General features: G+C 75.7%; 17 protein-coding genes. 6 read left to right on the plus strand and 11 right to left on the minus strand.

Annotated features, from left to right (window positions below; translation table 11 throughout):
* Positions 1-200 precede the first annotated feature (200 nt).
* Positions 201-1,958: a carbohydrate binding domain-containing protein gene (locus ACF1AK_RS03890; RefSeq protein WP_391497144.1), complete on the plus strand. Its 1,758-nt coding sequence runs from the start codon at positions 201-203 to the stop codon at positions 1,956-1,958.
* A gap of 157 nt (positions 1,959-2,115) precedes the next feature.
* Positions 2,116-3,429, plus strand: a complete 1,314-nt coding sequence (locus tag ACF1AK_RS03895) for a YhgE/Pip domain-containing protein (protein ID WP_391497145.1) — start codon at positions 2,116-2,118, stop codon at positions 3,427-3,429.
* A 66-nt stretch (positions 3,430-3,495) separates the two neighbouring features.
* On the opposite strand, the gene ACF1AK_RS03900 is transcribed toward ACF1AK_RS03895, so the two are convergent.
* The 6 genes from ACF1AK_RS03900 to ACF1AK_RS03925 form a co-directional block, all read right to left on the minus strand.
* Entirely contained in the window at positions 3,496-4,839 is a 1,344-nt protein-coding gene (locus ACF1AK_RS03900; RefSeq protein WP_391497146.1) for a M1 family metallopeptidase, read from the minus strand.
* Between the two features lie 107 nt (positions 4,840-4,946).
* Positions 4,947-8,918 carry a Pls/PosA family non-ribosomal peptide synthetase gene (locus ACF1AK_RS03905; RefSeq protein ID WP_391497147.1) on the minus strand — a complete coding sequence of 1,324 codons (3,972 nt, stop codon included), beginning with the start codon at positions 8,916-8,918 and terminating at the stop codon, positions 4,947-4,949.
* 370 nt (positions 8,919-9,288) lie between these two features.
* On the minus strand, positions 9,289-10,167 hold the full coding sequence (locus tag ACF1AK_RS03910; RefSeq protein ID WP_391497148.1) for an NmrA family NAD(P)-binding protein: 879 nt from the start codon (positions 10,165-10,167) through the stop codon (positions 9,289-9,291).
* Between the two features lie 75 nt (positions 10,168-10,242).
* Positions 10,243-10,725 carry a hypothetical protein gene (locus ACF1AK_RS03915; protein WP_391497149.1) on the minus strand — a complete coding sequence of 161 codons (483 nt, stop codon included), beginning with the start codon at positions 10,723-10,725 and terminating at the stop codon, positions 10,243-10,245.
* A 121-nt stretch (positions 10,726-10,846) separates the two neighbouring features.
* Positions 10,847-11,368 (minus strand): MarR family winged helix-turn-helix transcriptional regulator, encoded by a 522-nt coding sequence (locus tag ACF1AK_RS03920; RefSeq protein WP_391497150.1) that lies wholly within the window; start codon positions 11,366-11,368, stop codon positions 10,847-10,849.
* 133 nt (positions 11,369-11,501) lie between these two features.
* On the minus strand, positions 11,502-11,705 hold the full coding sequence (locus ACF1AK_RS03925; RefSeq protein ID WP_391497151.1) for a hypothetical protein: 204 nt from the start codon (positions 11,703-11,705) through the stop codon (positions 11,502-11,504).
* Between the two features lie 350 nt (positions 11,706-12,055).
* Here ACF1AK_RS03925 and ACF1AK_RS03930 point away from each other — a divergent pair, with 350 nt between their 5' ends.
* From ACF1AK_RS03930 to ACF1AK_RS03945, 4 genes are all read left to right on the plus strand, one after another.
* A complete protein-coding gene (locus ACF1AK_RS03930) occupies positions 12,056-13,696 on the plus strand; it encodes an FAD-binding oxidoreductase (protein ID WP_391497152.1) in 1,641 nt (546 codons plus the stop codon).
* 100 nt (positions 13,697-13,796) lie between these two features.
* Positions 13,797-14,753: a DUF5996 family protein gene (locus tag ACF1AK_RS03935; protein WP_391497153.1), complete on the plus strand. Its 957-nt coding sequence runs from the start codon at positions 13,797-13,799 to the stop codon at positions 14,751-14,753.
* A 125-nt stretch (positions 14,754-14,878) separates the two neighbouring features.
* Positions 14,879-15,556 carry a copper homeostasis protein CutC gene (locus ACF1AK_RS03940; protein WP_391497154.1) on the plus strand — a complete coding sequence of 226 codons (678 nt, stop codon included), beginning with the start codon at positions 14,879-14,881 and terminating at the stop codon, positions 15,554-15,556.
* A complete protein-coding gene (locus ACF1AK_RS03945; protein ID WP_391497155.1) occupies positions 15,553-16,263 on the plus strand; it encodes a LuxR C-terminal-related transcriptional regulator in 711 nt (236 codons plus the stop codon). Before ACF1AK_RS03940 ends, ACF1AK_RS03945 begins: the two co-directional genes overlap by 4 nt.
* On the opposite strand, the gene ACF1AK_RS03950 is transcribed toward ACF1AK_RS03945, so the two are convergent.
* The 5 genes from ACF1AK_RS03950 to ACF1AK_RS03970 are packed head-to-tail and all read right to left on the minus strand — an operon-like array spanning position 16,188 to position 22,459.
* On the minus strand, positions 16,188-17,117 hold the full coding sequence (locus ACF1AK_RS03950; protein ID WP_391497156.1) for an NAD-dependent epimerase/dehydratase family protein: 930 nt from the start codon (positions 17,115-17,117) through the stop codon (positions 16,188-16,190). The genes ACF1AK_RS03945 and ACF1AK_RS03950 overlap by 76 nt on opposite strands.
* Entirely contained in the window at positions 17,117-18,520 is a 1,404-nt protein-coding gene (locus ACF1AK_RS03955) for a UDP-glucose dehydrogenase family protein (RefSeq protein ID WP_391497157.1), read from the minus strand. The genes ACF1AK_RS03950 and ACF1AK_RS03955 overlap by 1 nt, the downstream gene beginning before the upstream one ends.
* A complete protein-coding gene (locus ACF1AK_RS03960; RefSeq protein ID WP_391497158.1) occupies positions 18,517-19,677 on the minus strand; it encodes a Gfo/Idh/MocA family protein in 1,161 nt (386 codons plus the stop codon). Before ACF1AK_RS03960 ends, ACF1AK_RS03955 begins: the two co-directional genes overlap by 4 nt.
* Positions 19,674-20,459: a protein phosphatase 2C domain-containing protein gene (locus ACF1AK_RS03965; protein WP_391497159.1), complete on the minus strand. Its 786-nt coding sequence runs from the start codon at positions 20,457-20,459 to the stop codon at positions 19,674-19,676. The genes ACF1AK_RS03960 and ACF1AK_RS03965 overlap by 4 nt, the downstream gene beginning before the upstream one ends.
* Positions 20,456-22,459, minus strand: coding sequence for an NAD-dependent epimerase/dehydratase family protein (locus tag ACF1AK_RS03970; RefSeq protein ID WP_391497160.1), 2,004 nt, complete (start codon positions 22,457-22,459; stop codon positions 20,456-20,458). The genes ACF1AK_RS03965 and ACF1AK_RS03970 overlap by 4 nt, the downstream gene beginning before the upstream one ends.
* Positions 22,460-22,517 lie beyond the last annotated feature (58 nt).

A 22,517-nucleotide genomic window follows, 5' to 3' on the forward strand; every position in this document is an offset into this window, starting at 1 on the left:
GCCACCGGGCGCCCCGGGGGCCCGCGGGGGGGGGGGGTGGGGGGGGGGGGGCGGGGGCCCGGGGGGGTCCGCCCCGGGGCCCCCGGCCCCCCCGCCACGAACCTAGTGCGCCTCCGGCGGGTCGTTCCACCCATTTTCTCCCGATCGGTGCGCCCCGCCCCGACGCGTCCTCACCGTCCGTCCGGCGGACATCACTTGACATGAGCAATTGGTCCAGTCCATTTTGGGGCCCTCCCCGCACCTCCACCCCCCACATCCCCCACTGGAGGTCATCGGTGCTGCACAAACGCACCCGACTGCCCGCCGTCGGTGCCGCCGCGCTGCTCGCGGCTGCCGCGGCGTTCACCGCGCCCACCGTCGCCCACGCGGCCGACCAGCTCACCAACGGCGGCTTCGAGACCGGCACCCTGTCCGGCTGGACCTGCTCCGGCGGTCTCGGATCGGTCGTCACCACCCCCGTGCACGGCGGCGGCAAGGCGCTCGCCGGCGCCGCCACCGCGAGCGACACCGCCAAGTGCGTCCAGAGCGTCGCGGTCAAGCCCAACACCACGTACACGCTCTCCGGCTGGGTCCGCGGCAGCTACGTCTACCTCGGTGTCACCGGCGGCGGCTCCGCCTGGACCTCCGCCGCCGACTACAGCAGGCTGAGCGTCTCGTTCACCACCGGCGCCACCCAGACCAGCGCCGAGGTCTACGTCAACGGCTGGTACGGCCAGGGCACCTACTACGCCGACGACATCGTGTTCGACGGCCCCGGCGGCGGCACCCCGCCGGCCGACACCCAGGCCCCCACCGTGCCCGGCAACCTGCGCGCCACCGGCAAGTCCGCCACCAGCGTGACCCTCGCCTGGGACGCCGCCACCGACAACGTCGGCGTCACCGGCTACGACGTCTACCAGGGCACCGCCAAGGTCGCGAGCGCCACCGGCACCACCGCGACCGTCCCCGGCCTGACCGCGTCCACCGCCTACACCTTCACCGTCAAGGCCCGCGACGCGGCCGGGAACGCCTCGGCCGCCTCCACCGCCCTGACCGTCACCACCGACGCCAACGGCGGCGGCCCGACCCCGGGCGCCTTCAAGCAGGCCGCGCCCTACCTCTACAACGGCTGGGGCAACCCGCCGGCCGCCACCACCGTCATGAACGCCACCGGCATCAAGTGGTTCACCCTGGCGTTCGTCCTGGCCCAGAACGGCTGCAACCCCACCTGGGACAGCCAGCGGCCGCTGCTGAACGGCGTCGACCAGGCCACCATCAACGCGGTGCGCGCGGCCGGCGGCGACGTCGTCCCGTCGATCGGCGGCTGGAGCGGCAACAAGCTCGGCCCCAACTGCGCCACCACCGCCGACCTCGCCGCCGCCTACCAGAAGGTGATCGACGCCTACGGCCTCAAGGCGATCGACGTCGACATCGAGAACACCGACGAGTTCGAGAACACCGCCGTCCAGGACCGGATCCTCGGTGCGCTCAAGATCGTCAAGCAGAACAACCCCGGTCTGCGCACCATCGTGACCTTCGGCACCGCCACCACCGGCCCGACCTACTACGGCAACCGGCTGATCGAGCAGGCCAAGGCGCTCGGCGCGGACATCGACGTCTTCACCATCATGCCGTTCGACTTCGGCAACGCCTCGACCGACATGTACGCCGCCACCGTCAGCGCCACCGAGGGCCTGAAGAACAAGCTGAAGTCCGTCTTCGGCTGGGACGACGCCACCGCCTACGCGCACATCGGTATCTCCGGCATGAACGGCCTGAGCGACACCGGCGAGGTCACCAGCGTCCAGAACTGGACGGCGATCCGCGACTGGGCCAACAGCCACCACCTGGCCCGGATGGCCTTCTGGTCGGTCAACCGTGACCGGGGCTGCCCGGGCGGCGGCCAGCAGGAGACCTGCTCCGGCATCGCCCAGAACGACTGGCAGTTCACCTCCATCACGGCCGGCTTCACCGGCTGACGCACCCCCGCGGTACGACGGCCCGGCCCCTCGGCGGAGGGGCCGGGCCGTTCCGCGCCGCCGCGCGGGCGGGTGACCCCGGCGGCGTGGCGCCGTCGGCCGTCCTCGTGGCGCTCCTAGGGTCCGTGTGATCACCGACCACCCCCCCCGGAGCGTCATGCCCTCCCATCGCGAGCCGACCCTTCCCGAGCCGCGCCGGCCCGAGCCGCCCGCCGGCGTCAAGGCCCGCCGGGTGCTCCGCAACCCCCGGGTCTGGGCCGTCCCGGCCGTGCTGGTCGGCCTGCTCAGCCTGCTGATGTCGCTGCTCTACCTCGGCGGCATCCTCGACCCCCGCGGCGACCTGCGACACCTGCCGATCGCGCTGGTGAACACCGACCGCGGCGCGGACGTCGCCGGGCAGCGGCAGAACCTCGGCGAACAGCTGGTCACCGGCATCGCCACCGCCCCCGGCCAGGGGGACGCCGTCTCCTGGCGGCAGCTCGACGAGGCCACCGCGCGGGAGCAGCTGGCCTCCGGCAAGCTCTACGGCGCGCTCCAGGTGCCCCCCGAGTTCACCGCCACCGTCGCGGCCCTCGGCGGCGCGAGCGCCAAGCCCGCGCGCCCCACTGTGCTCCAGTACACCAACCCGGGCGTCGGCAGCCTCGGCTCCTCGCTCGCCGCCCAGATCGGCCAGCAGGCCGTCCACCAGGCCTCCCTGGCCCTCGGCGCCCGGCTCTCCGCCCTCCCGCAGGCCCAGGGCCTGGACGACGCGGCCCGGCTGCTGGTCGCCGACCCGGTCGCCCTCAGCACCACCGTCGGCCACCCGATCGGCAACCGCAGCGGCCTCGGGCTCTCCGCCTTCTACTACACCCTGCTGCTGGTCCTGGCCGGTTTCTTCGGCGCCAACATCATCGGCAACGGCGTCGACGTCGCGCTCGGCTACGCCGACAACGAGGTCGGCCCCTGGCGGGCCCGCCACCCGGTGGTGCCGATCAGCCGCACCAGCACCCTCGCCGTCAAGTGCGTGATGTCGGTGGGCCTGTCGCTGCTCACCTCGTCGCTGATCATGCTGGCCGGGGTGGTGATCCTCGACATGGACGCCGCCCACCTGCCGCTGCTGTGGATCTTCTCGGTCTGCGCCAGCAGCGCGGTCGGCCTCGGCGTCCAGGCGATCAACGCGGCCTTCGGCGGCCTCGGCCTGCTGGTCAGCATGTTCGTGTTCATCGTGCTCGGCCTGCCGTCCTCCGGCGCCACCGTGCCGCTGGACGCCCTGCCGTCGTTCTACCGGTTCCTCGCGCTGTTCGAACCGATGCGCCAGCTCACCGACGGCGTACGGGCCATCCTGTTCTTCGACGCGCAGGCCGGCGCCGGCCTCACCCGGGCCTGGACCTGGATCGCCATCGGCACCGTCGCGGCCCTGCTGTTCGGCTTCGTGACGGCCCGCTACTACGACCGCAAGGGCCTGCACCGCGCCGTCCCCGAGCTCGCCTGAGCCGGGGACGGCGCCCCGCGGAGGCACCCGCCCGCGGCGCACCGGGGACGGGCGCCGCGGGCGGCGTCAGCCGGCCGGCAGCGGCGGCAGCTCCGGCCGCCACAGCCAGGCCTCGAACAGCTCGTCCAGCGGCGCCCGCGCGTACCGGGCCGCATGGGCGCGGAAGTCCGCGGTGGTCACCACCCCGTGCCGGTGGAACGCCGCCCAGTCCCTGAGCATCCGGAAGAACGCGGCGTCCCCGAGCGCCAGCCGCAGCGCGTGCACCACCAGCCCGCCGCGCTGGTACAGCCGGTCGTCGAACATCAGCTTGCGGCCCGGGTCGGCCAGCCGCAGGTCCTGCGGGAGCCCGGCCAGCAGCCGGTGCGCGTACGCCGCCCGGGCGCCCGCCGCCGGCCCGCCGGAGCGCTCCGACCAGAGCCACTCCGCGTACTTCGCCAGCCCCTCGTTCAGCCAGATCTGGCTCCAGTCGCCGACCGAGACGCTGTTGCCGAACCACTGGTGCGCCAGCTCGTGGGCGACCAGCCGCTCCCGCTCCCAGCCGCCGCCCAGGTGGTTGGTGCCGAAGGTCGCCACCCCCTGCGCCTCCACCGGGACGTCCAGCTCCTCGTCGGCCACCACCACCGTGTACTCGCCGAACGGGTACGGGCCGAACACCTCCCCGAAGTACGCCATCATCTTCGGCTGCCGCCCGAAGTCCGTGGCGAACGCCCCTGCCAGCCGCTCCGGCACGTAGCCGGTCTGCGGCACCTGCGGGTGCTCGGCCAGCACCACCGGCCGGTACTGGCCGATCGAGACCGTCACCAGGTACGTCGAGGTCGGCGCGGACTGCTCGTACACCCAGGTCGTGCTGGACGAACCGGTGGTGCGGGTCAGCAGCCGCCCGCCCACCACCACCGTGTACGGGGACGGCGTGGTGACCGCGATCTGGTACGTCGCCTTGTCCGCCGGGCGGTCGTTGCAGGGGAACCAGGACGGCGCCCCGACCGGCTGGCTGGCCACCAGCGCGCCGTCGGTCAGCTCCTCCCAGCCCAGGCCGCCCCACGGGCTGCGCACCGGCCGCGGATTGCCGGTGTAGTGCACGTCGACGGTGAACGCCGCACCCGCCGTCAGCGCCCGGGGAGGGCGGATCCGCAGCTTGCCCGCCCGGTGGGTGTAGCGGGCGGCCTTGCCGTCCACCAGCACCCGGCCGATCCGGAACTCGGCGAGGTCCAGCGCGAACTCCGTCAGCGCGGTCACGGCGACCGCACTCAGCCGGGCCGTACCGCCCAGCCGGTTCGGGCCCGGCCGGTAGTCCAGCGCCAGCTCGTAGCGGTGGACCCGGTAGCGCGGATCACCGCTGGCCGGGAAGTAGGGGTCCGGCGGGGCGACGGGCTGCGGGGGCTGCGGGGACTGCGCCGGGCGGGGGTTCACCGGGTCGTACGCTCCTGGAAACACGGGACTGGACGGGGGTCGGGGGCGGGAGACGCCGGGGGGCCGGACGGGGTGCGGACCCCGGCCGGCCCCCCGGGGGACGGCGGTCAGGAGGTGGTCTGCCACACCTCGATCGGATTGCCGAGCCACCGGGTGTCGGCGGGCACGGACTCGGCGCGCATCACCAGCGAGGCCGGGCCCAGCGTGCTGCGCTCACCCACCGTGCTGCCGGGCAGCACGATGCCGCCGGGCCCCAGGGTGGCGCCCTCGCGCAGGACGACAGTATCCATCCGCATGATCCGGTCGTGGAAGAGGTGGGTCTGCACCACACACCCGCGGTTCACCGACACCCCGTCCCCGAGCGTCACCAGATCCGCCTCCGGCAGCCAGTAGCTCTCGCACCACACGCCGCGCCCGACCTTGGCGCCGAGCGCCCGCAGCCACAGGTTCAGCACCGGCGTGCCGGGCACCGCGCCCACCAGCCACGGCACCGCCAGCACCTCCACGAAGGTGTCCGCCAGCTCGTTGCGCCACACGAAACCGCTCCACAGCGGGTGCTCCACCGCCCGGAACCGGCCGACCAGCAGCCACTTCGCCGCCACCGCCACCCCGCACGCCGCCGCGCCCGCCGCCAGCAGCACCACGCCCGACAGCAGCGCCGCCGCCGACGGGGACCACGCCTGCGCCAGCCAGGACAGCGCCGCCAGCGTCAGCGCGCCCAGCGCCCCCGAGGCCAGCACCGGCAGCAGCCGGGCCACCTCGACCAGCCCGCGCGCCCACAGCAGCCGCGCCGGCGGCTCGTACGTCAGGCTCTGGTCCGCCCGGTCGGCCGAGCGCGGCAGCCGCACCGGCGGCATGCCCAGGTACGAGCCGCCCTTCTTCGCCTTCTCCGGCGTCGCCGACAGCACGCCCACCAGGCCGCGCTTGGGCACCGAACGGCCCGGCGCGGTCATCCCCGAGTTGCCGAGGAACGCCCGCTCGCCGACCTTCGCCTCCCCGAGCCGCACCCAGCCGCCGCCCAGCTCGTACGGCGCCATCAGGGTGTCGTCGGCCAGGAACGCGCCGTCGCCGACCGTGGTCAGGCTCGGCAGCGCCAGCACCGTGGAGACCTCCGCGTGCTTGCCGACCCGCATGCCCAGCGCCCGCAGCCACAGCGGGGTCACCAGACCCGCGTACAGCGGGAAGAGGATCTCCCGGGCCCGGTCCATCAGCTGCATCACCGTCCAGGCCTGCCAGCCGACCCGGCCGTGCAGCGGGTGCACCCCCGGCTCCAGCCCGACCGACAGCAGCCGCACCGCCGCGACCAGCTGCGCCGCGTACACCGCCCCGTACGCCAGGGTGGCCGGCAGCAGGCCGAGCAGGGCGCCGCCGAGCGCGCCGCCCAGGCCGTCCGCCGGGTCGACGAACGGGGCCAGCACCGCCAGCCCGGCCACCGCGGGCAGCAGCGGCAGCAGGCTCAGCGCCGTACCGCTCAGCCCGTAGAGCGCGGACCAGCGGGCCCGGCGCACCGGGCGCTCCTTGGGCCAGCTCCGCTCGGCGCGGCCCAGCTTGACGGCGGGCGCGCCGCCCCAGCGCTGGCCGGTCGGCACGTGCCCGGTGACGCTGGAGCCGGCCACCACCTGGGCCCGCTTGCCGACCCGGGCGCCCGGCAGCAGGGTCGAGCGGGTGCCGACCACGGCGCCCGAGCCGACCTTGAGCTGCCCGACCTCCAGCCGGTCGCCGTCCAGCCAGTAGCCGCTGAGGTCCACCTCGGCCTCCACCGCGCAGCCCCGGCCCAGCTTGAGCATGCCGGTCACCGGCGGCAGCGAGTGCAGGTCCACCTCCTCGCCGACCTTGGCGCCGAGCGCCCGGGCGTAGCGCACCAGCCAGGAGCCGGACAGCGAGGTCGCGCCGCTCACCTCGGCCAGCCGCTCGGCGGCCCACAGCCGCAGGTGGACGCCGCCGCCGCGCGGGTAGCTGCCCGGGCGCAGGCCGCGCAGCAGCAGCCGGGCACCGCCGGCCGCCAGCGCCAGCCGGCCCGCCGGGGTGAACAGCACCGCCGCGCCCGCGCCGACCGCCCACCAGGAGGCGGTCGGTGCCCAGGCGTAGCCGTCCAGGTGGGAGAGCAGGTTGCCGAGCGCCAGCAGGGCCACCGTCCAGCGCAGGCCGACCACGGTGAACAGCGGCACCAGCAGGAGCAGCTGCAGCAGTTTGGCGCGGGTCGGCACCGGTGCGACGGTCCGGGCCTCGCCGGTGTCGGCGGCGGTGCGCTCCAGGTGGCGGGCGAGCTTGCGCAGCGTCGGCTGCTGGTAGATGTCCAGCACCGCCGCGTTCGGGTAGCGGGTGCGCAGCAGGGTGGTCAGCCGGGCGGCGGCCAGGCTGCCGCCGCCGATCGCGAAGAAGTCCTCCCGGGGGCCGCTCACCGGCACGCCGAGGATCTCCGTCCACTGCTCGGCCAGCCACGCCTCGGTGCCGTAGAGCTGCTCGGTGGGCCCGGCGCTCTCCAGGTCGGGCAGCGGCCAGGGCAGCGCGTTGCGGTCCACCTTGCCGGAGGTGCGGGTGGGCAGGGTGTCGACCGGGGCCAGCAGCGGGACCAGCGCGGCCGGCAGCTCGGCGCGCAGCCGCTGCACCGCCTGCTCGCGGTCCCAGCCCTCGCCGGTCACCAGGTAGCCGACCAGCAGCTGGTTGCCGCCGCGCGCGGTGCGCACGGCCGCGGCCGCGCCGGCGACGCCGGGCAGTGCCTGGAGCGCCGCGTCGACCTCGCCGAGCTCGATCCGCCGGCCGCCGAGCTTGATCTGCTCGTCGGCGCGGCCCAGGAAGAGCAGGCCCTCCGGGTCGGCCTGGACGAGGTCGCCGCTGCGGTAGGCGCGCTCCCAGCCCATCGAGGGCAGCGGCGCGTACTTCTCGGCGTCCTTCTCCGGGTCCAGGTAGCGGGCCAGGCCGACGCCGCCGATCACCAGCTGGCCGGTGCCGCCGGGGGCGACCGGCTCGCCGGCCTCGTCGACGACGACGAGGTCCCAGCCGTCCAGCGGCAGGCCGATCCGGACCGGGCCCTCGCCGGTCAGCAGCGCCCCGCAGGCGACCACGGTGGCCTCGGTGGGGCCGTAGGTGTTCCACACCTCGCGGCCCTCGGTGACCACGCGCTGGACCAGCTCGGGCGGGCAGGCCTCGCCGCCGAAGATCAGCAGCCGGACCTCGTTGAGCGCCTCGGCCGGCCAGAGCGCGGCCAGCGTCGGCACGGTGGAGACCACGGTGATCTCCTGCTCCGCCAGCCAGGGGCCGAGGTCGGCGCCGGAGCGCACCTGGGAGCGGGGGACGGGCACCAGGCAGGCGCCGTGCCGCCAGGCCAGCCACATCTCCTCGCAGGAGGCGTCGAAGGCGACGGACAGGCCGGCCATCACCCGGTCGCCGGGGCCGATCGGCTCGTCCTGGAGGAAGAGCGCGGCCTCGGCGTCGACGAAGGCGGCGGCGTTGCGGTGGGTGACGGCGACGCCCTTGGGGCGGCCGGTGGAGCCGGAGGTGAAGATGATCCAGGCGTCGTCCGCGGGGGTGGGGCGCTGCGCGGCGGCCGTCTGGTCGGCGAGCGGTCCGCGGGCCGGTCCGACCGGGGTGAGGGCGCGCTCGGCGCCGAGGACGGCGGCGACGGCGGCCTCCTCGAAGACCAGCTGGGCGCGCTCGTCCGGGTCCTCGGCGTCCACCGGGACGTAGGCGGCGCCGGCGGCGAGCACCGCGAGCACGGAGACGTAGAGGTCGTTGGTGCCGGAGGGCACCCGCACGCCGACCCGGTCGCCGCGGCCGATGCCGGCGGCGGCGAGGCGGCGGCGCAGCTGCTCGACCTCGGCGGCCAGGGCGCGGTAGCTGAGCACGGTGCGGCCGTCGTCGAGGGCGGGCTCGGCGGGGTGCTGCCGGGCGGTCGCGTCGAGGATGTCGACCAGGGTGCGCGGGGCGGCGGCGGGGCGGCCCGGGTAGCGGGCCTGCTTCTCGCCCGGCCCGGCGGTGTCCGGCCCGGCGGTGGCCCGTCCGGCGGCGTTCTGCCCGGTGGCAGGGGTCGGCCCGGAGGCGGCGTCCGGGCCCGGTTCCCGGCTGGGTGCGGCTGTCATGGCGGCCGTGTGCTCCTTGTCCTCGCCCCGTCCCGATCGATGTCCGACCCTTGGGGGCGGTGGGAGCACTGGCCTGTCCGGGTGACCCCACTCCGGGGCCGGAGCGGACAACCCGACCGATGGTAGCCCCGGGCGGTGAACACCGGAGCGGTCGACACTCCGCCCAACTGGCCCTGGAGTGGCCGAATCTGACGAGACGTCAGCTCATAACTGAGGCGCCGTGGATCATATGTGACGAACTGTCAGTCGTTTTGACGGACCGTCAGGTCGATTTTCCGACCGTGATCCATGCCACACCGGATACTGCTCCTTCGGGGTGAAGGGCCCGCCGCCCGGGGGTGCGGCGGGCCGGTCCGAGGGGGTGCCGGGGTCAGTGGAAGGGGTGGCGGAACCGCTCGGCGTGCTCCTGGAGGAAGGCCTCCAGGGTGCGCGGGGGCCGTCCGGTGAGCCGGGCGGCGGCATCGTCCGGGGCCTCCGGGCGCTCGACGGCCAGCCGCTGGATCTCCACCACATGGGCGGCCAGCCAGTCCGGCATGCCGGCCCGGGCGACCAGGTGGGCGTGCAGTTCCCCGGGCGGCAGGTCCACGTAGCGCACCGGCCGGCCGAGCAGGGCGCCGAGCAGCCCGGCGAGCTCCGGGTGGCTGTACGCCCGGCCGCCGGTGAGCGTCAGGCTGCCGCCGGCCGTCTCCGGGCGGGTGAGCACGGCGGCCGCGACGTCGCCGATGTCCCGGCAGTCGACGTAGTTGCACCGGGCCGTGCCCGTCGTGCCGTGGATCAGCCCGGCCGCCGCGATGCCGGGGGCGAGCAGCAGCAGCTTCTGCATGAACGCGTACGGCCGCAGCACGGTGGTGGTGAGGCCGTGGGCGCGCAGCCGCTCCTCGACCCGGTGGTGCCCGCGGGAGACCGCGACCGGGGAGTCCGGCTCGACGGCCGGGGCGGAGACCTTCACGACGTGCTCCACCCCGGCGTCCGCGGCGAGGTCGGCGGTGAGCAGCTCGTACGCGACCTGACGCGGGCCGTTGGCCATGGTCAGGAAGAGCTGCCTGGTCCCCCGGAGGGCGGTGCGCAGGGAGTCCGGCTCCTCGGCGTCGGCGGCGACCGCCTCGACGAGCGGGGCGGTGCGGGCGTCGAGACCGGCCAGCAGCCGGCCGGGGTCGCGGCTCAGCGCGCGGACCGGAACGCCCTGGGCGGTGAGGCTGCGCAGGGTGGCGCCGCCGGTGGCGCCGGACGCGCCCATGATGGTGATCATGCGGGGTCTCTCTTCTCGGGATCTCGGGACGGTGGCCGGGAGGGTGTTCGGAGGGACTGTGGTGCGGGGGCCGGGTCAGCGGGCCCGGCGGCGGCGCGGGCGGGTGCCGCGCCAGCGCCAGGTGACCGCGGTCGCGGCGATCGCGGCGGAGACCGGCAGGTCGAAGCGGAGCCGCCCCGGCCACGGGCTGTCGGCCAGGGCCGGGATCCGGGGCAGCAACTGCGCGCCGGCGGTGCCGAGGGCCAGGGCGAGGGCGGCGGCGCCGAGGCCGAACAGGGCCGTGACGAGCGGGCGCGGTCCCCGTTCCGCCCAGGAGCCGGCCGGGCGCCTGCGGTGCCGGGCGCCGACCAGGGCGGCGACCAGGGCCGAGGTGCCGGCGATGGTGGTGACGGCCGCGAGCCCGAGTTCCGGCTGCCCGGTGGCGAGGCCGCCGGTCCCGGCCATGACGGCGGGTGCCGCGTAGGCGACCAGCACCTCGCGCCAGAGGACGAAGGGCGGCGGTGCGGTGGTGGCGGGAGCGGCGGGCTGCCGCTCCTCGGTGGGTGAGGCGGCGGGCATGAAGGACTCCAGGTGATTAGGTGGCTAACTATAAGGGGTGAGGTGGCTGACTGCCGGGGTGTGGAGAGCCGTACCGGAGGCCTCGCCGGGCCCTTCGGGGGACCGGTCCGGTCCCCGGCCGTCAGTCGTCGGTGAGGGCGGACATGCCCTCGACCAGGCGGGCCAGCAGATCGAGGAAGAGCGTGCGCTCCTCGACCGACAGGCCGCCGACCATCGCCTGCATCCGCTCGAAGTGCTCGGGTGCCATGTCCCGCAGCCGCTGCGCTCCGCGCGTGGTCAGCACCACGACGCTGCCGCGCCCGTCCTCGGCGGACGGGCGCCGGGCCACCAGGCCGTCCCGCTCCAGCCCGTCGACCAGCCCGGTCACGGTCGCCCGGGAGACCCCGAGCGCGGCCGCCAGCTGCGACGGCGGCTTCTCGCCGCCGTGGTCCTCCAGTTCGGCCAGCAACCGGTAGCGGCCGGTGGACAGGCCGAAGCGCGCGAAGTGCGCCTCACCGGCCTGGCCGAGCCGGGATCCGGCGGCCATCAGCCGGGCCGCGACCAGGATCGCCTGCGGGTCGGCCGCCAGGCCGTAGCGGGAGAGTTGCCGGCGGGCCTGGTCGAGGGTGGGTGCGCCGTCGCCGGCCCCGGGCTGCTGAACCATGAAAGTAATATGGCGGCTAACCAGATGTGCCGTCAAGCCGCCCTCCCGGAGCCGGAAGGCCGCAGCCCCGCTCCTCGTCGCGGAGCGGGGCTGCGGCGCTCAGGGCCGGCCGGGCCGGTCGGGCCGACCGGGGTCAGCGGAGCCGGGCCCCGCCCCGGAAGTGGGAGAGGTAGACGCCCAGGCCGGTGACGGCCAGGGTGCCGACGCTGACGGCGGCGGCGATGGTCTGCTTGTGGTGCTCCAGGAAGTCCTCGATGGTGTCGAACGCGGTGTGGTGGTGGTCGGTGTCCAGGTGGACATCGCCGTGCGGAGTGACGACCGTGTACTGGTAGGCCATGGCTTCCTCCGGGTCGAGTGCTCTGCGGTAGCCGGTCCCCGGCCGCGGGTGGCCGAAAACCGGTGTCCGGTGCGGTACGGCCGGATGCACCGGAGGGAGGTGATCACATCGGACCGGTCCGGCTACGCATCGGAACCCCGGTTCGGGCGCCGGCGTTGGACCGGTGGTGCGAGCGAGTGAATTCGCCTACGGACTTCCGGTTCCCCTCCCGTGCCGGACCCCCGGCCTCCCCGGCTGCGTGCTAGCGTCCGCCGCCTGCCTCTCGGAACAGGGGAAGGAAGGTCCCGGCGATGCCCCACGCATTCTCCCGCCGCGGTTTTCTCGGCAGCACCGGAAGGGCCGCGGCCGGAGTGTCCGCCGCCTCCCTGGGCCTGGCCGCCGCCGGTGCCGCCGGAGCGGCCGGAGCCGCCGATGACACCGGTGACACCGGCATCACCGGTGACACTGGTAATGCCGGTCCGGCCGCGGCCGAGCCGGCCGAACGCCCCGAGGGGGCGACCGTCCTCCCCTCGGACCCCCGCTACGAGACGCTCAGCCAGGGCTTCAACCAGCGCTGGCGGAGCCGCCCGGCCTACATCCGGCTGGTGGGCGGCGAGGCCGACGCGGTCGCCGCACTGCGCTCCGCGCTCGACCGCGGGCTGCGGCCGACGGTGCGCGGCGGCGGCCACTGCTACGAGGGGTTCGTCGACAACGACGGAGGGGTCATCCTCGACCTCAGCACCCTGCGCGGGGTGCGGGCCGCGACCGACAAGTTCGGCGCCGCGACCTACGCCGTCGAGGGCGGAGCCACCAACTGGGACGTCTGCACCGGTCTGTTCCGCCGCTACGGCGTGACGCTCCCGGCCGGCTCCTGCTACTCGGTCGGCGCGGGCGGCCACATCTGCGGCGGCGGGTACGGGCTGCTCTCCCGCCGGCACGGGCTGACCGTCGACCACCTGGTCCAGGTCGACGTGGTCACCGTCCGCGGCGGCCGGGTGGAGGTGACCCGGGCGAACCGGGCGGATCCGGAGGGCTCGCCCGAGCGCGAGCTGTTCTGGGCCCACACCGGGGGAGGCGGCGGCAACTTCGGCGTCGTGCTGCGCTACCACTTCGCCCACCCCCTGCCGACGCCGCCGCCCCGGGTCTGGCTCAGCAGCGTCGCCTGGAGGTGGGCGGAGCTGCGCGAACACCCCGAGGACTTCCGCACCCTGCTCACCAACTTCGGGGCCTTCTTCGCCGAGCACGGCGCGCCGGCCGAGCGGGTCTACCGGGCGCTGTTCTCCATCCTCCACCTCACCCACCACTCCAACGGGAACGTCGTCCTGTTCAGCCAGTGGGACGAGGAGGACCCGGCGCCGCTGGACGCCTTCCTCGCCGCCGTGGAGGCCGGCATGCGTACCCGGGCCACCGTCCAGACCTCCGGGGCCGGCCCGCTGTTCCTGCCCTTCCCCGACCGGCGGCGCCGGCTGCCCTGGTTCCAGGCGACCATGACGGTCAACGGCTCCGGCGCCAACCAGCGCGGCAAGTACAAGTCGGCCTACCACCGCACGGCCTTCACCCCCGCCCAGATCGACACCTGGTGGAACTGGCTCACCAAGGACGTCGAGGGCGTCGACCTCACCCAGACCCTGGTCCAGATCGACTCCTACGGCTGCCGGGTGAACGAGCGCGGCCCCACCGAGACCGCCGCCGCGCAGCGCGACTCCGTGATGAAGCTCCAGTACCAGACGTACTGGACCGATCCGGCCCAGGACGCCGCGCACCTGGCCTACCTCCGCGGGCTCTACCGGGACACCTACCGGACCACCGGCGGCATCCCCGAGACCGGCACCGACACCGACGGCGCCTACGTCAACTACCCCGACACCGACCTCGGCACCACCGCCGACCGGCAGCCTGCCTACCAGCGCCTGTACTACAAGGAGAACTACCCCCGCCTCCAGCGCGTCAAGGGGCTCTGGGACGAGGGCGACGTCTTCCACCACGCCCAGTCGGTCACCCTGCCCTCCTGACCCGGGCCGGGCGGACGGGCCGGGCGGACGGGCTGCGGCGGCGCAGGCGGCGGCGGGTGCGCGGATGCGGGAGCGGGCGGGCGGGCCTAGCGTGGGGCGCATGGAGCTGTTCCCCCCGATTCCGCTGGCCCGGTGGCAGGACTCCAAGGCGACGGTGCACCGTTTCGCCCAGGTCGTCGGGAAGATCCGGCTGGCGTACAGCGTGCGGCGCAACCACTGGTGGAACGTCCCCTACTACCTCACCGGGCGCGGCATCACCACCCGTCCGATGGCGGTGGGCGACGGGGGCGGGTCCTTCTGCGTCGACTTCGACTTCGTCGCCCACCGGCTGGTGGTCAGCTCGTCCGACGGCCGGAGCACCTCGTTCCCGCTCGCCGGGCAGTCCGTGGCGTCGTTCTACCGCCGGACGCTGGAGGCCCTCGGCGCCGTCGGGGTGCCGGCGTCCCTCCGGAACCCGTACCCGTTCGACCTGCCGGACGCCGGGCGGCCGTTCACCGAGGACACCGAGCACGCCGCCTACGACCCGTTCTGGGTCAACCGCTACTGGCAGGTGCTCGGCCAGGTCGGCCTGGTGCTGGAGGAGTTCGCCGCCCGCTTCTGCGGGAAGACCAGCCCGGTGCACCACTTCTGGCACACCTTCGACATCGCCGTGACGCGGTTCTCCGGCCGGGCGGTCGAACAGCCGGCGACGGTCGACCCGGTGACCCGCGAGGCCTACTCCCGCGAGGTCATCAGCTCCGGCTTCTGGTTCGGTGACGACGACTTCCCCGGGCCGGCCTTCTACTCCTACGCGGCGCCCGAACCGGAGGGCCTGGCGGGCGCGCCGCTGCGGCCCGCCGCCGCCCGCTGGGTCGAGCGCGGCGGAAGCCACCTGGCCGTCCTGGACTACGACGCGGTGCGCGGCGGCGAGGACCCGCGGGCCGCCGTCCTCGACTTCTACGAGTCGGTCTACCGGCCCGCGGCCCGCCTCGCCGGCTGGAACACCGCGGGCGAGGCCTCGCCCGGTGGCGTCACCGACCCGGTGGCGGCCCGGCGGGAGTCGCCCGACCCGCTCTGAGACACCGTCCGGATGCCCGGCGGATGGGTCCGGTGGGGCGGTTGGCGTGCGGGCGGGGCGTGTGAAGGGCCCGGCCCGGTGGGGAGGTTGTGAGGTTGTGTCATGCTCTTAGCATGTCTAGACCAATGCTCGAAGTGATCGCGTTGGACGAGCGGGACGCCCGGGCGGCTGCGCGCGGGGGTGCGGACCGGATCGAACTGGTGAGTGACATGGGGAGATGGGGGCTCACCCCGCCGGCGGAGACACTGCGGGCGGTGCGGGCGGCGGTGGACCTGCCGGTGCGGGTGATGCTGCGGGAGGCCGACGGCTTCGCCGCCGGGGATCCGCGGACGCTGCGGGAACGGGCCCGGGAACTGCTGCGGGCCGGGGCCGAGGAGTTCGTCCTGGGCTTCCTCGGGCCGGACGGCGCGGTGGACCTGGCCGCCGTGGAGGCCGTTCTGGAGGTGCTCGACGGGCGGCCCTGGACCTTCCACAAGGCCGTCGACTTCGCCGCCGACCGTGCGGCGGCCTGGGCGGTGATCGGCGGCCTGCCCGGCCTCGACGCGGTGCTCAGCTCCGGCGGCCGGCAGGGCGTGGAGGAGGGCACGCCGACCCTGCTCGCCGAGCGGGCGGCCCGCGCGGGCACCGGCCCGCGGCTGATCGCCGGCGGGGTGCTGCGCGAACGGCACGTCGCGCCGCTGCGGGCCGGCGGCGTCGACGCCTTCCACGTCGGCACCCGGGTGCGTCCGGAGGGCAGCTGGGAGCGCCCGGTCGACGAGTCGGCCGTGCGGCACTGGCGGGAGCTGCTGGCGGACGGGTCGTGAACGGGCCGCGCGGGCGCGACGCCCCGGACGGCCTCTCGGTGACGGTCGTCGCGGAGAGCGAGCTGCACCGGCACGGCATCGCCGGGATGCTCGCCGCCCTGCCCCTGGTGGCCGAGGCGGTGACCAGGGCGCCGGACCGGATCGGCACGGCCGCCGAGCTGTGGGAGTCCGACGTGGTGGCGCTGGTGTGCGTCGCGCAGGCGCCGCCCTGGATGCGGGCGCTGCTGGCCGCCCCGCGCGGCGACGGCCGGCTGCTGGTGCTGCTGGACGCCGCCGCCGCGGGCTGCCCCGAGGCCTGGGAGGCCGCCGGGGTGGACGGCTTCCTGCCCCTGGAGCAGGTGACCACCGCGCTGCTCGCGGACTCGCTGCGCCGCCTGGTGCTGCGGCCCGCGTGGTCCCCGGCCCGCGGACGCCCCGCGCCCCGCCCGGGCGGCGGCCGGCCGGGGGTGGCCGGCGGCGCGCTGACCGGGCGGGAGCGGCAGACCCTCGGACTGCTGGTGGAGGGGCTGAGCAACAAGGAGATCGCCGCCCGCCTCGGCATCTCGGTGCACGGCGCCAAACGCCACGTGACCATGGTCCTGGCCAAGCTCAACTGCCCCAACCGGACCCTGGCGGTGGCGATCGCCCTGCGCTACGGCATCGTGAGCCCGGTCGGCGACCAGGCGGCCGAGGCCGGTCCGAGGGCCGTGACGAAGTCCGCGATGTAGTCCGGCAGTGAGATCTTCGGCTCCCAGCCGAGCTCCCGGGAGCGCGAGTTGTCCGCGCGACCGCTGGTGCGCTCGCCCCGGCGGGCCGGGACCATCGCGATCTCGCCGCCGAACATCCGGGCCACCTCGATCAGCGGGTACTCCTCGCCCCGGCCGAGCAGGTAGCCGTCCCCGGAGCCGCGCTCCGCGCACAGCAGCAGGCCCTCGACGATGTCGTCGACGTGGGTGAAGTCGCGGCTCTGGGTGCCCGGTTCGACCACGGTCAGGGGCAGCCCGGCCCGGTACTGCTGCTCGAAGATGCCGATCACGGTGGCGTACGAGCCGGTGGTGATCTGGCCGGGGCCGTACACGTTGTAGAAGTACGTGATCACGTGGTCCAGGCCGAACCAGTCCGCGGTGTTGCGGATGTACTCGATGTTCTTCGCCTTGGTCCAGGCGTAGGGGTTGAGGTGCTCGTCCCGGCCCCCGTTGCCGAACTTCGAGCTGGAGCCCGCGTAGACCAGCCGGGCGCCGTTCAGCCGGCAGAACCGGACCACCTCCCGGGTGCCGAGCAGGTTGAACTCCCAGACCCGCTCCGGCTCCTCGAAGGACTGCGGGATCCGCGAGTACTCGCCCAGGTGGTAGACGACGGCGGGCGGGCGCAGCCCCCGTTCGGGCCAGAGCGTGCCGAGGTCGGCGGTGTTGCCGTGGAGGTAGCGCACCCGGGGGTGGTCGACGTGGCGGGCCGGCGTGCCGGTGAAGTAGTTGTCCACCGAGACGATCTCCGCGCACGGCTCCGCGTCCACCAGCCGGCGGATCAGCCGGCCGCCGACGAAGCCGGCCCCGCCGGTCACCAGGATCAGCTTCCCGGCCATCAGGCCGCCTCCTTCCAGCCGAGGCCCCGGTACGTCCAGCCGGCCGCGTTCCAGGCGTACCGGTCCAGGCAGTTGCGGCCGTCGATGACGATCCGTCCGTTCACCACGCGGGCCAGGGCGGCCGGGTCGGCGTCGCGGAACTCCTGCCACTCGGTCAGCACGCAGACCAGGTCGGCCCCGGTGCAGGCCTGCTCCAGTCCGTCGGCGTAGCCGAGTTCGGGGTGGGTGCGGCGGGCGTTGTCCCGTCCGAGCGGGTCGTACACCCGCACCCGGGCGCCGGCCCCGTGCAGCAGCCGGGCGACGGCCAGCGCCGGGGCGTCCCGGACGTCGTCGGAGTCCGGTTTGAAGGCCGCGCCGAGCACGGCGATCCGGGTGCCGGACAGCTCGGGCCCGTTCGGCCCGGCCACGCAGTCCAGGAGCTCCCCGGCCAGCTGCAGGACGCGTTCGCGGCGGCGCTGGTTGATCAGGTCCACCTCGTGCAGGAAGCGCACCGCCGCACCGGCACCGAGCTGGTGGGCGCGGGCCTGTAGGGCGCGGATGTCCTTGGGCAGGCAGCCGCCGCCGAAGCCCACCCCGGCCCGCAGGAATCGCGGGCCGATCCGGTCGTCGTGGCCGAGCGCCTCGGCCAGCCCGGCGACATCGGCCCCGGTGGCCTCGCACAGCTCGGCCATCGCGTTGATGAACGAGATCTTGGTGGCGAGGAAGGCGTTGGCGGCCGACTTCACCAGCTCGGCGGTGGCGAAGTCGGTCTCCACGGTGGGCACGTCGCGTCCCTCGTGCGCGGCCAGCCGGTACACGCCCCGGTGCACCCGGGCCAGCGTCTCGCGCGCCCAGCTCCCGCGGGCGCCGACCACGATCCGGTCCGGGCGCAGCACGTCCTCGACGGCGCGCCCCTCCTGGAGGAACTCCGGGCACCAGGCGACCTCGGGGTCCGCGTCGTCGGGCGCGTGCTTGCGCAGCAGCCGCTCGACCCACTCGGCGGTGCCGACCGGGACGGTCGACTTGCCGACGACCAGGGTGCGCCCGTGCAGGTGCGGTGCGAGCGCGCGGACGGCGGCGGCGACCTGGCCGAGGTCGGCGCCCGTCCCGTCCGCGCGCTGCGGGGTGCCGACGCAGATGAGGTGCGCCTCGGCCCCGGCGGCGGCGTGCGCCGGATCGGTGGTGAAGCTCAGCCGGCCGGCGTCCAGGCCGCGCCGGACCAGCTCGGCCAGGCCGGGTTCGTGGAACGGCACCTCACCCGCGGCCAGCGCGGCGATCTTCACCGGGTCGGTGTCCAGACCGGTGACCCGGTGGCCGAGTTCGGCGTAGCAGGCCGCGTAGGTGGTGCCGAGGTAGCCGGTCCCGACGACGGACAGCCGGGGTGGAGTCCCGGGGCCGTCAGGTGGGGGGACGTCTCTTCTCATCGCTCTTCTCCTCTCTCCGCGGGCCCGAAGCCCCACGGCAGCGGCGCCACGGGCGCGAAGGTGGTGGTCGGCCGGGTGACGCTGCCGGGCCCGGCCTGGGCGATCGCCAGGGTGAGTTCGAGGACGTGCAGGGCGTGGTCCAGCGGGAGCCGCGAGGGCCGCGATCCGCCCGCGGCGACGGCGAGTTCGGCGACGCCCCGGGCGAAGTCCATGGAGTGGGTGCCCGGGTAGCGGTGGCGCCGGCGGGGGCCGGCGACGGGCGGGCAGGGTTCGGCCGGGCCGTCGGGCCGGCGGGTGACGGTGACCGGCGAGTCGTAGTCCCAGGAGTCGGCGACGGTGAGCAGGCCCTCGTCGCCGACGACCCGCAGCGAGTAGTCCTTGGGCGCGTGGATGCTGGTGGTCAGCCGGGCGGTGACACCCCCCTCGAAGCCGAGGCAGGCCAGCGAGAAGTCCGGTGCGAGCGCGGTGCCGGGCGGCACGTGCGGATTGGGGGCGACCCGCGCGGAGAACGCGGCCACCTCCCGGACCGGGCCGAAGAAGGCCGTCAGCCAGGTGAGCCAGTACCCGGCGTGTTCGAGGGTGCAGCCGGTCTCGAACTCGTCCAGGTAGGGCCAGGGCGCGCCCGAGGGGCTGATCCACTCCCGGAACGGCATCCGCAGGATCGGGCCGTCGTCCAGTTCGGCGTAGACCAGCCGGGGCGTGCCGATCCGGCCCTCGCGCAGCGCCCGCCAGGCGGTCTGGGCGGCGTCGCCGAGCAGACCGCAGGGGGCCGAGGCGAGCTGCAGGCCGCGTTCGGCGGCGAGCGCGGCCAGTTCGCGGGCCCGGTCGAGGTCGGGGGCGAGCGGCTTCTCGACGTAGACGTGCTTGCCGGCCAGCAGGGCGGCCCTGGTCACCTCGTAGTGGCTCGCGGGATTGGTCAGGTTGACCACGGCCCGCACGGCGGGGTCGGCGAGCAGCTCGGCCGCCGTCCGGTAGGCGGGCACGCCGTGGTGGGCGGTGAAGGCGGCGGCCCGGGCCGGGTCGCGGTCGTGGACGCCGACCAGACGGAGGAAGGGGTGGTCGGGCAGGGTCGCGGCGTACAGGTCGGCGACGTAGCCGCAGCCGACGAAGGCGATCCCGAACGGCTCGGCGGGCCCGTCGTAGCGCACGGCGGTCACCGCCCCTCGGGGGTCTCGAAGCGGCAGAGCACGGCGGTGGCGTCGTCCTGGTGCTTGCCGGGGTAGCGGCCCGGCGCGGTGCGCAGCTCGGCGGCGCGGACGCGTTCCACGAGTTGCACCGGGCCCTCCCGCTCCAGCAGGTCGAGGAGTTCGGGCCAGGCGCAGCCGTAGCGCTCGGCCAGCCGGGCGGCGCCGTCGGTCAGCAGCGCGGCGGTGGCCAGCCCGGCGGCGGGCGTACTGCCGGCCAGCGCGTACCGGGCGGCCTCGGGCCTGGGGCCGGCCACCCAGAAGCCGCCGGGCTGGTTGCGGTGGCGGCGCAGTTCCGCCCAGGGCAGGTGGATCAGGCGCTCCAGCCGGTCGTCGGTGACGACCTGGACGGCACCGGAGCGGTCCCGCAGCGCCACCGTGGAGTCGCCGAGCACCAGGTGCTGGACGGTGTCCCCGGCCAGCCGCAGCAGGGCGAGGGTCGCGGTGGGGCTGCACGGGTTGTCCAGGTCGCAGGTGCGGCCGTGCTCGGTGGCCAGGTCGGACAGCGCGTCGTGGAGCAGTTCGCGCGGCGGCCGTCGGCCGTCGGGGTCGTGCAGCAGGGCGCCGGTGAGCCGGAGGCCGACCTCGGCGACCAGCCAGCGGACGTCGTGGCCGCAGCCGGTGCTGGCGCCGGGTTCGGCCGTCGCGCCGTCGAGGACGAGTGCGAAGTGCGGGCCGGTGAGCACCAGGTCCTCGTTGGCGCCGCCGGGGGTGGCGATGCTGGCGGCCTCGGTGGACAGCGGGATCGGGGTCACCGGGCGCCCCCGGCGGTCCCGGCCGGCTCGGACGCCCCGGCGGGCTCGACGGACCCGGACGCGGCGGCGGGCTCGACGGACCCGGCCCCGGACGCGGCGGGGCGCGGGCCGGCCTCGTACGCCAGCCACTGGGACCAGGCCCGCAGTCCGTCCGCGAGGGCGGTGCGCGGGCGCCAGCCGAGCGCCGTCGCGGCCGCCGCCGGGGAGCGGACGGGATCCTCGGACGCCGCCGGCGCCTCCGCCGCCCGGGCCGCGTCCAGCGGTTCGACCGGCACCGGCCGGACCGCCGCCGAGGCCGCCTCGGCGAGCTGGACGGCGTCCAGCGCCTCGCCGCCGCAGACGTCCAGCGGCCGGTCGGCCGGGGGCAGCCGCAGGGCGCGGTCGACGGCCTCGGCGAGGTCGTCGACGAAGACCGGCCGCCACCGGCGCCCCTGGTGCCCGTCCACCCGGATCGGCCGCGCCAGCAGGGACCGGCGCACCGCCTGCTCCAGCACCGACCCGTTCCGGACGCCGGGGCCGTAGACCAGCCCGGTCCGCAGCACGGTGGCACCGCCGGTGTCCGGGCCGAGGGCGGCCGTCTGGGCCTCTCCCGCGACGAGCACGGCCCGGCCGACCCCTGCCGCGGCCGCCGCCCGGCCGGCCCGCAGGGCCTGCTCGGCCTGCTCGGCCGCCGCGGCGGGGTCGCCGTCCAGCACCTGGACCAGGGCGGTGGCGCCGGTCAGCGCGGTACCGGGCCCTCCCGCCGCCACCCCGGGGTGGCGGGCGTCGGCGGCGCCCCACAGGGTGACCTCCCAGTCGCCGTCGGCCAGGGCCCCGGCCAGGGCGCCCGCCAGCTCCGTCGCGTCCGGGCCGCCCCGGCCGGCGACCACCACCCGGCGCGCGCGGACCGGACGGGCCGGTCCGCCGCCGCCCGGGGCGGGGGTGAGCCGGGCCCCGGCCGCCAGGCCCTCGGCGTACCCGGCCCGGGCCAGCTCCAGCAGGCCGGGGCGCAGCCGGTCCAGGGCGTCGTCGCCGAAGCGGGTGCACAGGCCGCCCGCGCCGAGCGTGCCGAGCGCCCGCTCGGCGAGCTCGCCGTCCGGTCCGGCGGCCGCGCGGGCGCGGGTGGCGGTGACCACGCCCATCAGCAGCGCGGTCTGCCAGTGCGCCTCCAGGGCGGGCCGCCCGATCGCGTCCGGCAGGACGGCGGTCCGTGGCCCGGCGCCGTCGAGCCGTTCGTCCAGCCGCGCGCGGGCGTCCTCGGGGTCGAGGCCGATCCGGCGCAGATAGCGGTGGGCCTCGACGCCGGCCCAGCGGCCGTCCGCCCGCCGGGTGGCGACCTGGGCCCGGCCGTGCTTGAAGAACGGCACGGCGTCCAGCCGCGCCGCCCCGTCGGCGAGGTCCCAGGAGGTGCCGGGCGGCAGCGGGGCGAAGCAGGCCGCCCGGCGCGGCCCGTGGCCGCCGTTGGCGTGCATGCTGGGCACGTCGGCGTGGTCGGCGAGGTTGGGCGCGGCCAGCAGGACGGGCACACCGGCGGCGCGCAGGTAGCGGCTCATCACCACGTCGTCCGCCCAGGTGGCGCCGTGCCGCCCGGCGTACGCGGCGAAGCCGTCCGCGACCGGCGCGGGCAGCAGCAGCACCACCGTCGGGGTGTACTCGTCGGTCGCCGGCGCCCAGCGGTGCCCGGAGAGCACGGCCAGCCGCACGGCGGCGGCGTTGCGGGACTGCCAGTGCGTGTAGAAGGCGAGGGCCGCGTCGGGCACCGCGCGGGCCGCCGCCCGGACGTGGTCGAAGAATCCGGGGGTGAGCACGGCGTCGTCCTGGAGGACCAGGTGGTGGGTGGCGCCGGCGGGCACCGAGGACCAGGCCCGGACGGCGGTGCGCAGGCCGGTCGGCGGGCCGTCCGGCTCGGGGTCGAGCACCAGGTCCAGTTCCTCCGGCCGACACCGTTCGATCAACTCCCGTGCCAGCTCGGCGCGGCGCGGGTGCGTCATCACCGCTCCGCTCAGGTGTACCGCGTCCATCCCGGGTCCCCTCCCGTGGTCCTGCCGCTCGGTCAGGAGGGCGATGCTGGCACGGCGC

It is taken from the genome of Kitasatospora sp. NPDC015120, assembly GCF_043080305.1.
Taxonomy (GTDB): domain Bacteria; phylum Actinomycetota; class Actinomycetes; order Streptomycetales; family Streptomycetaceae; genus Kitasatospora.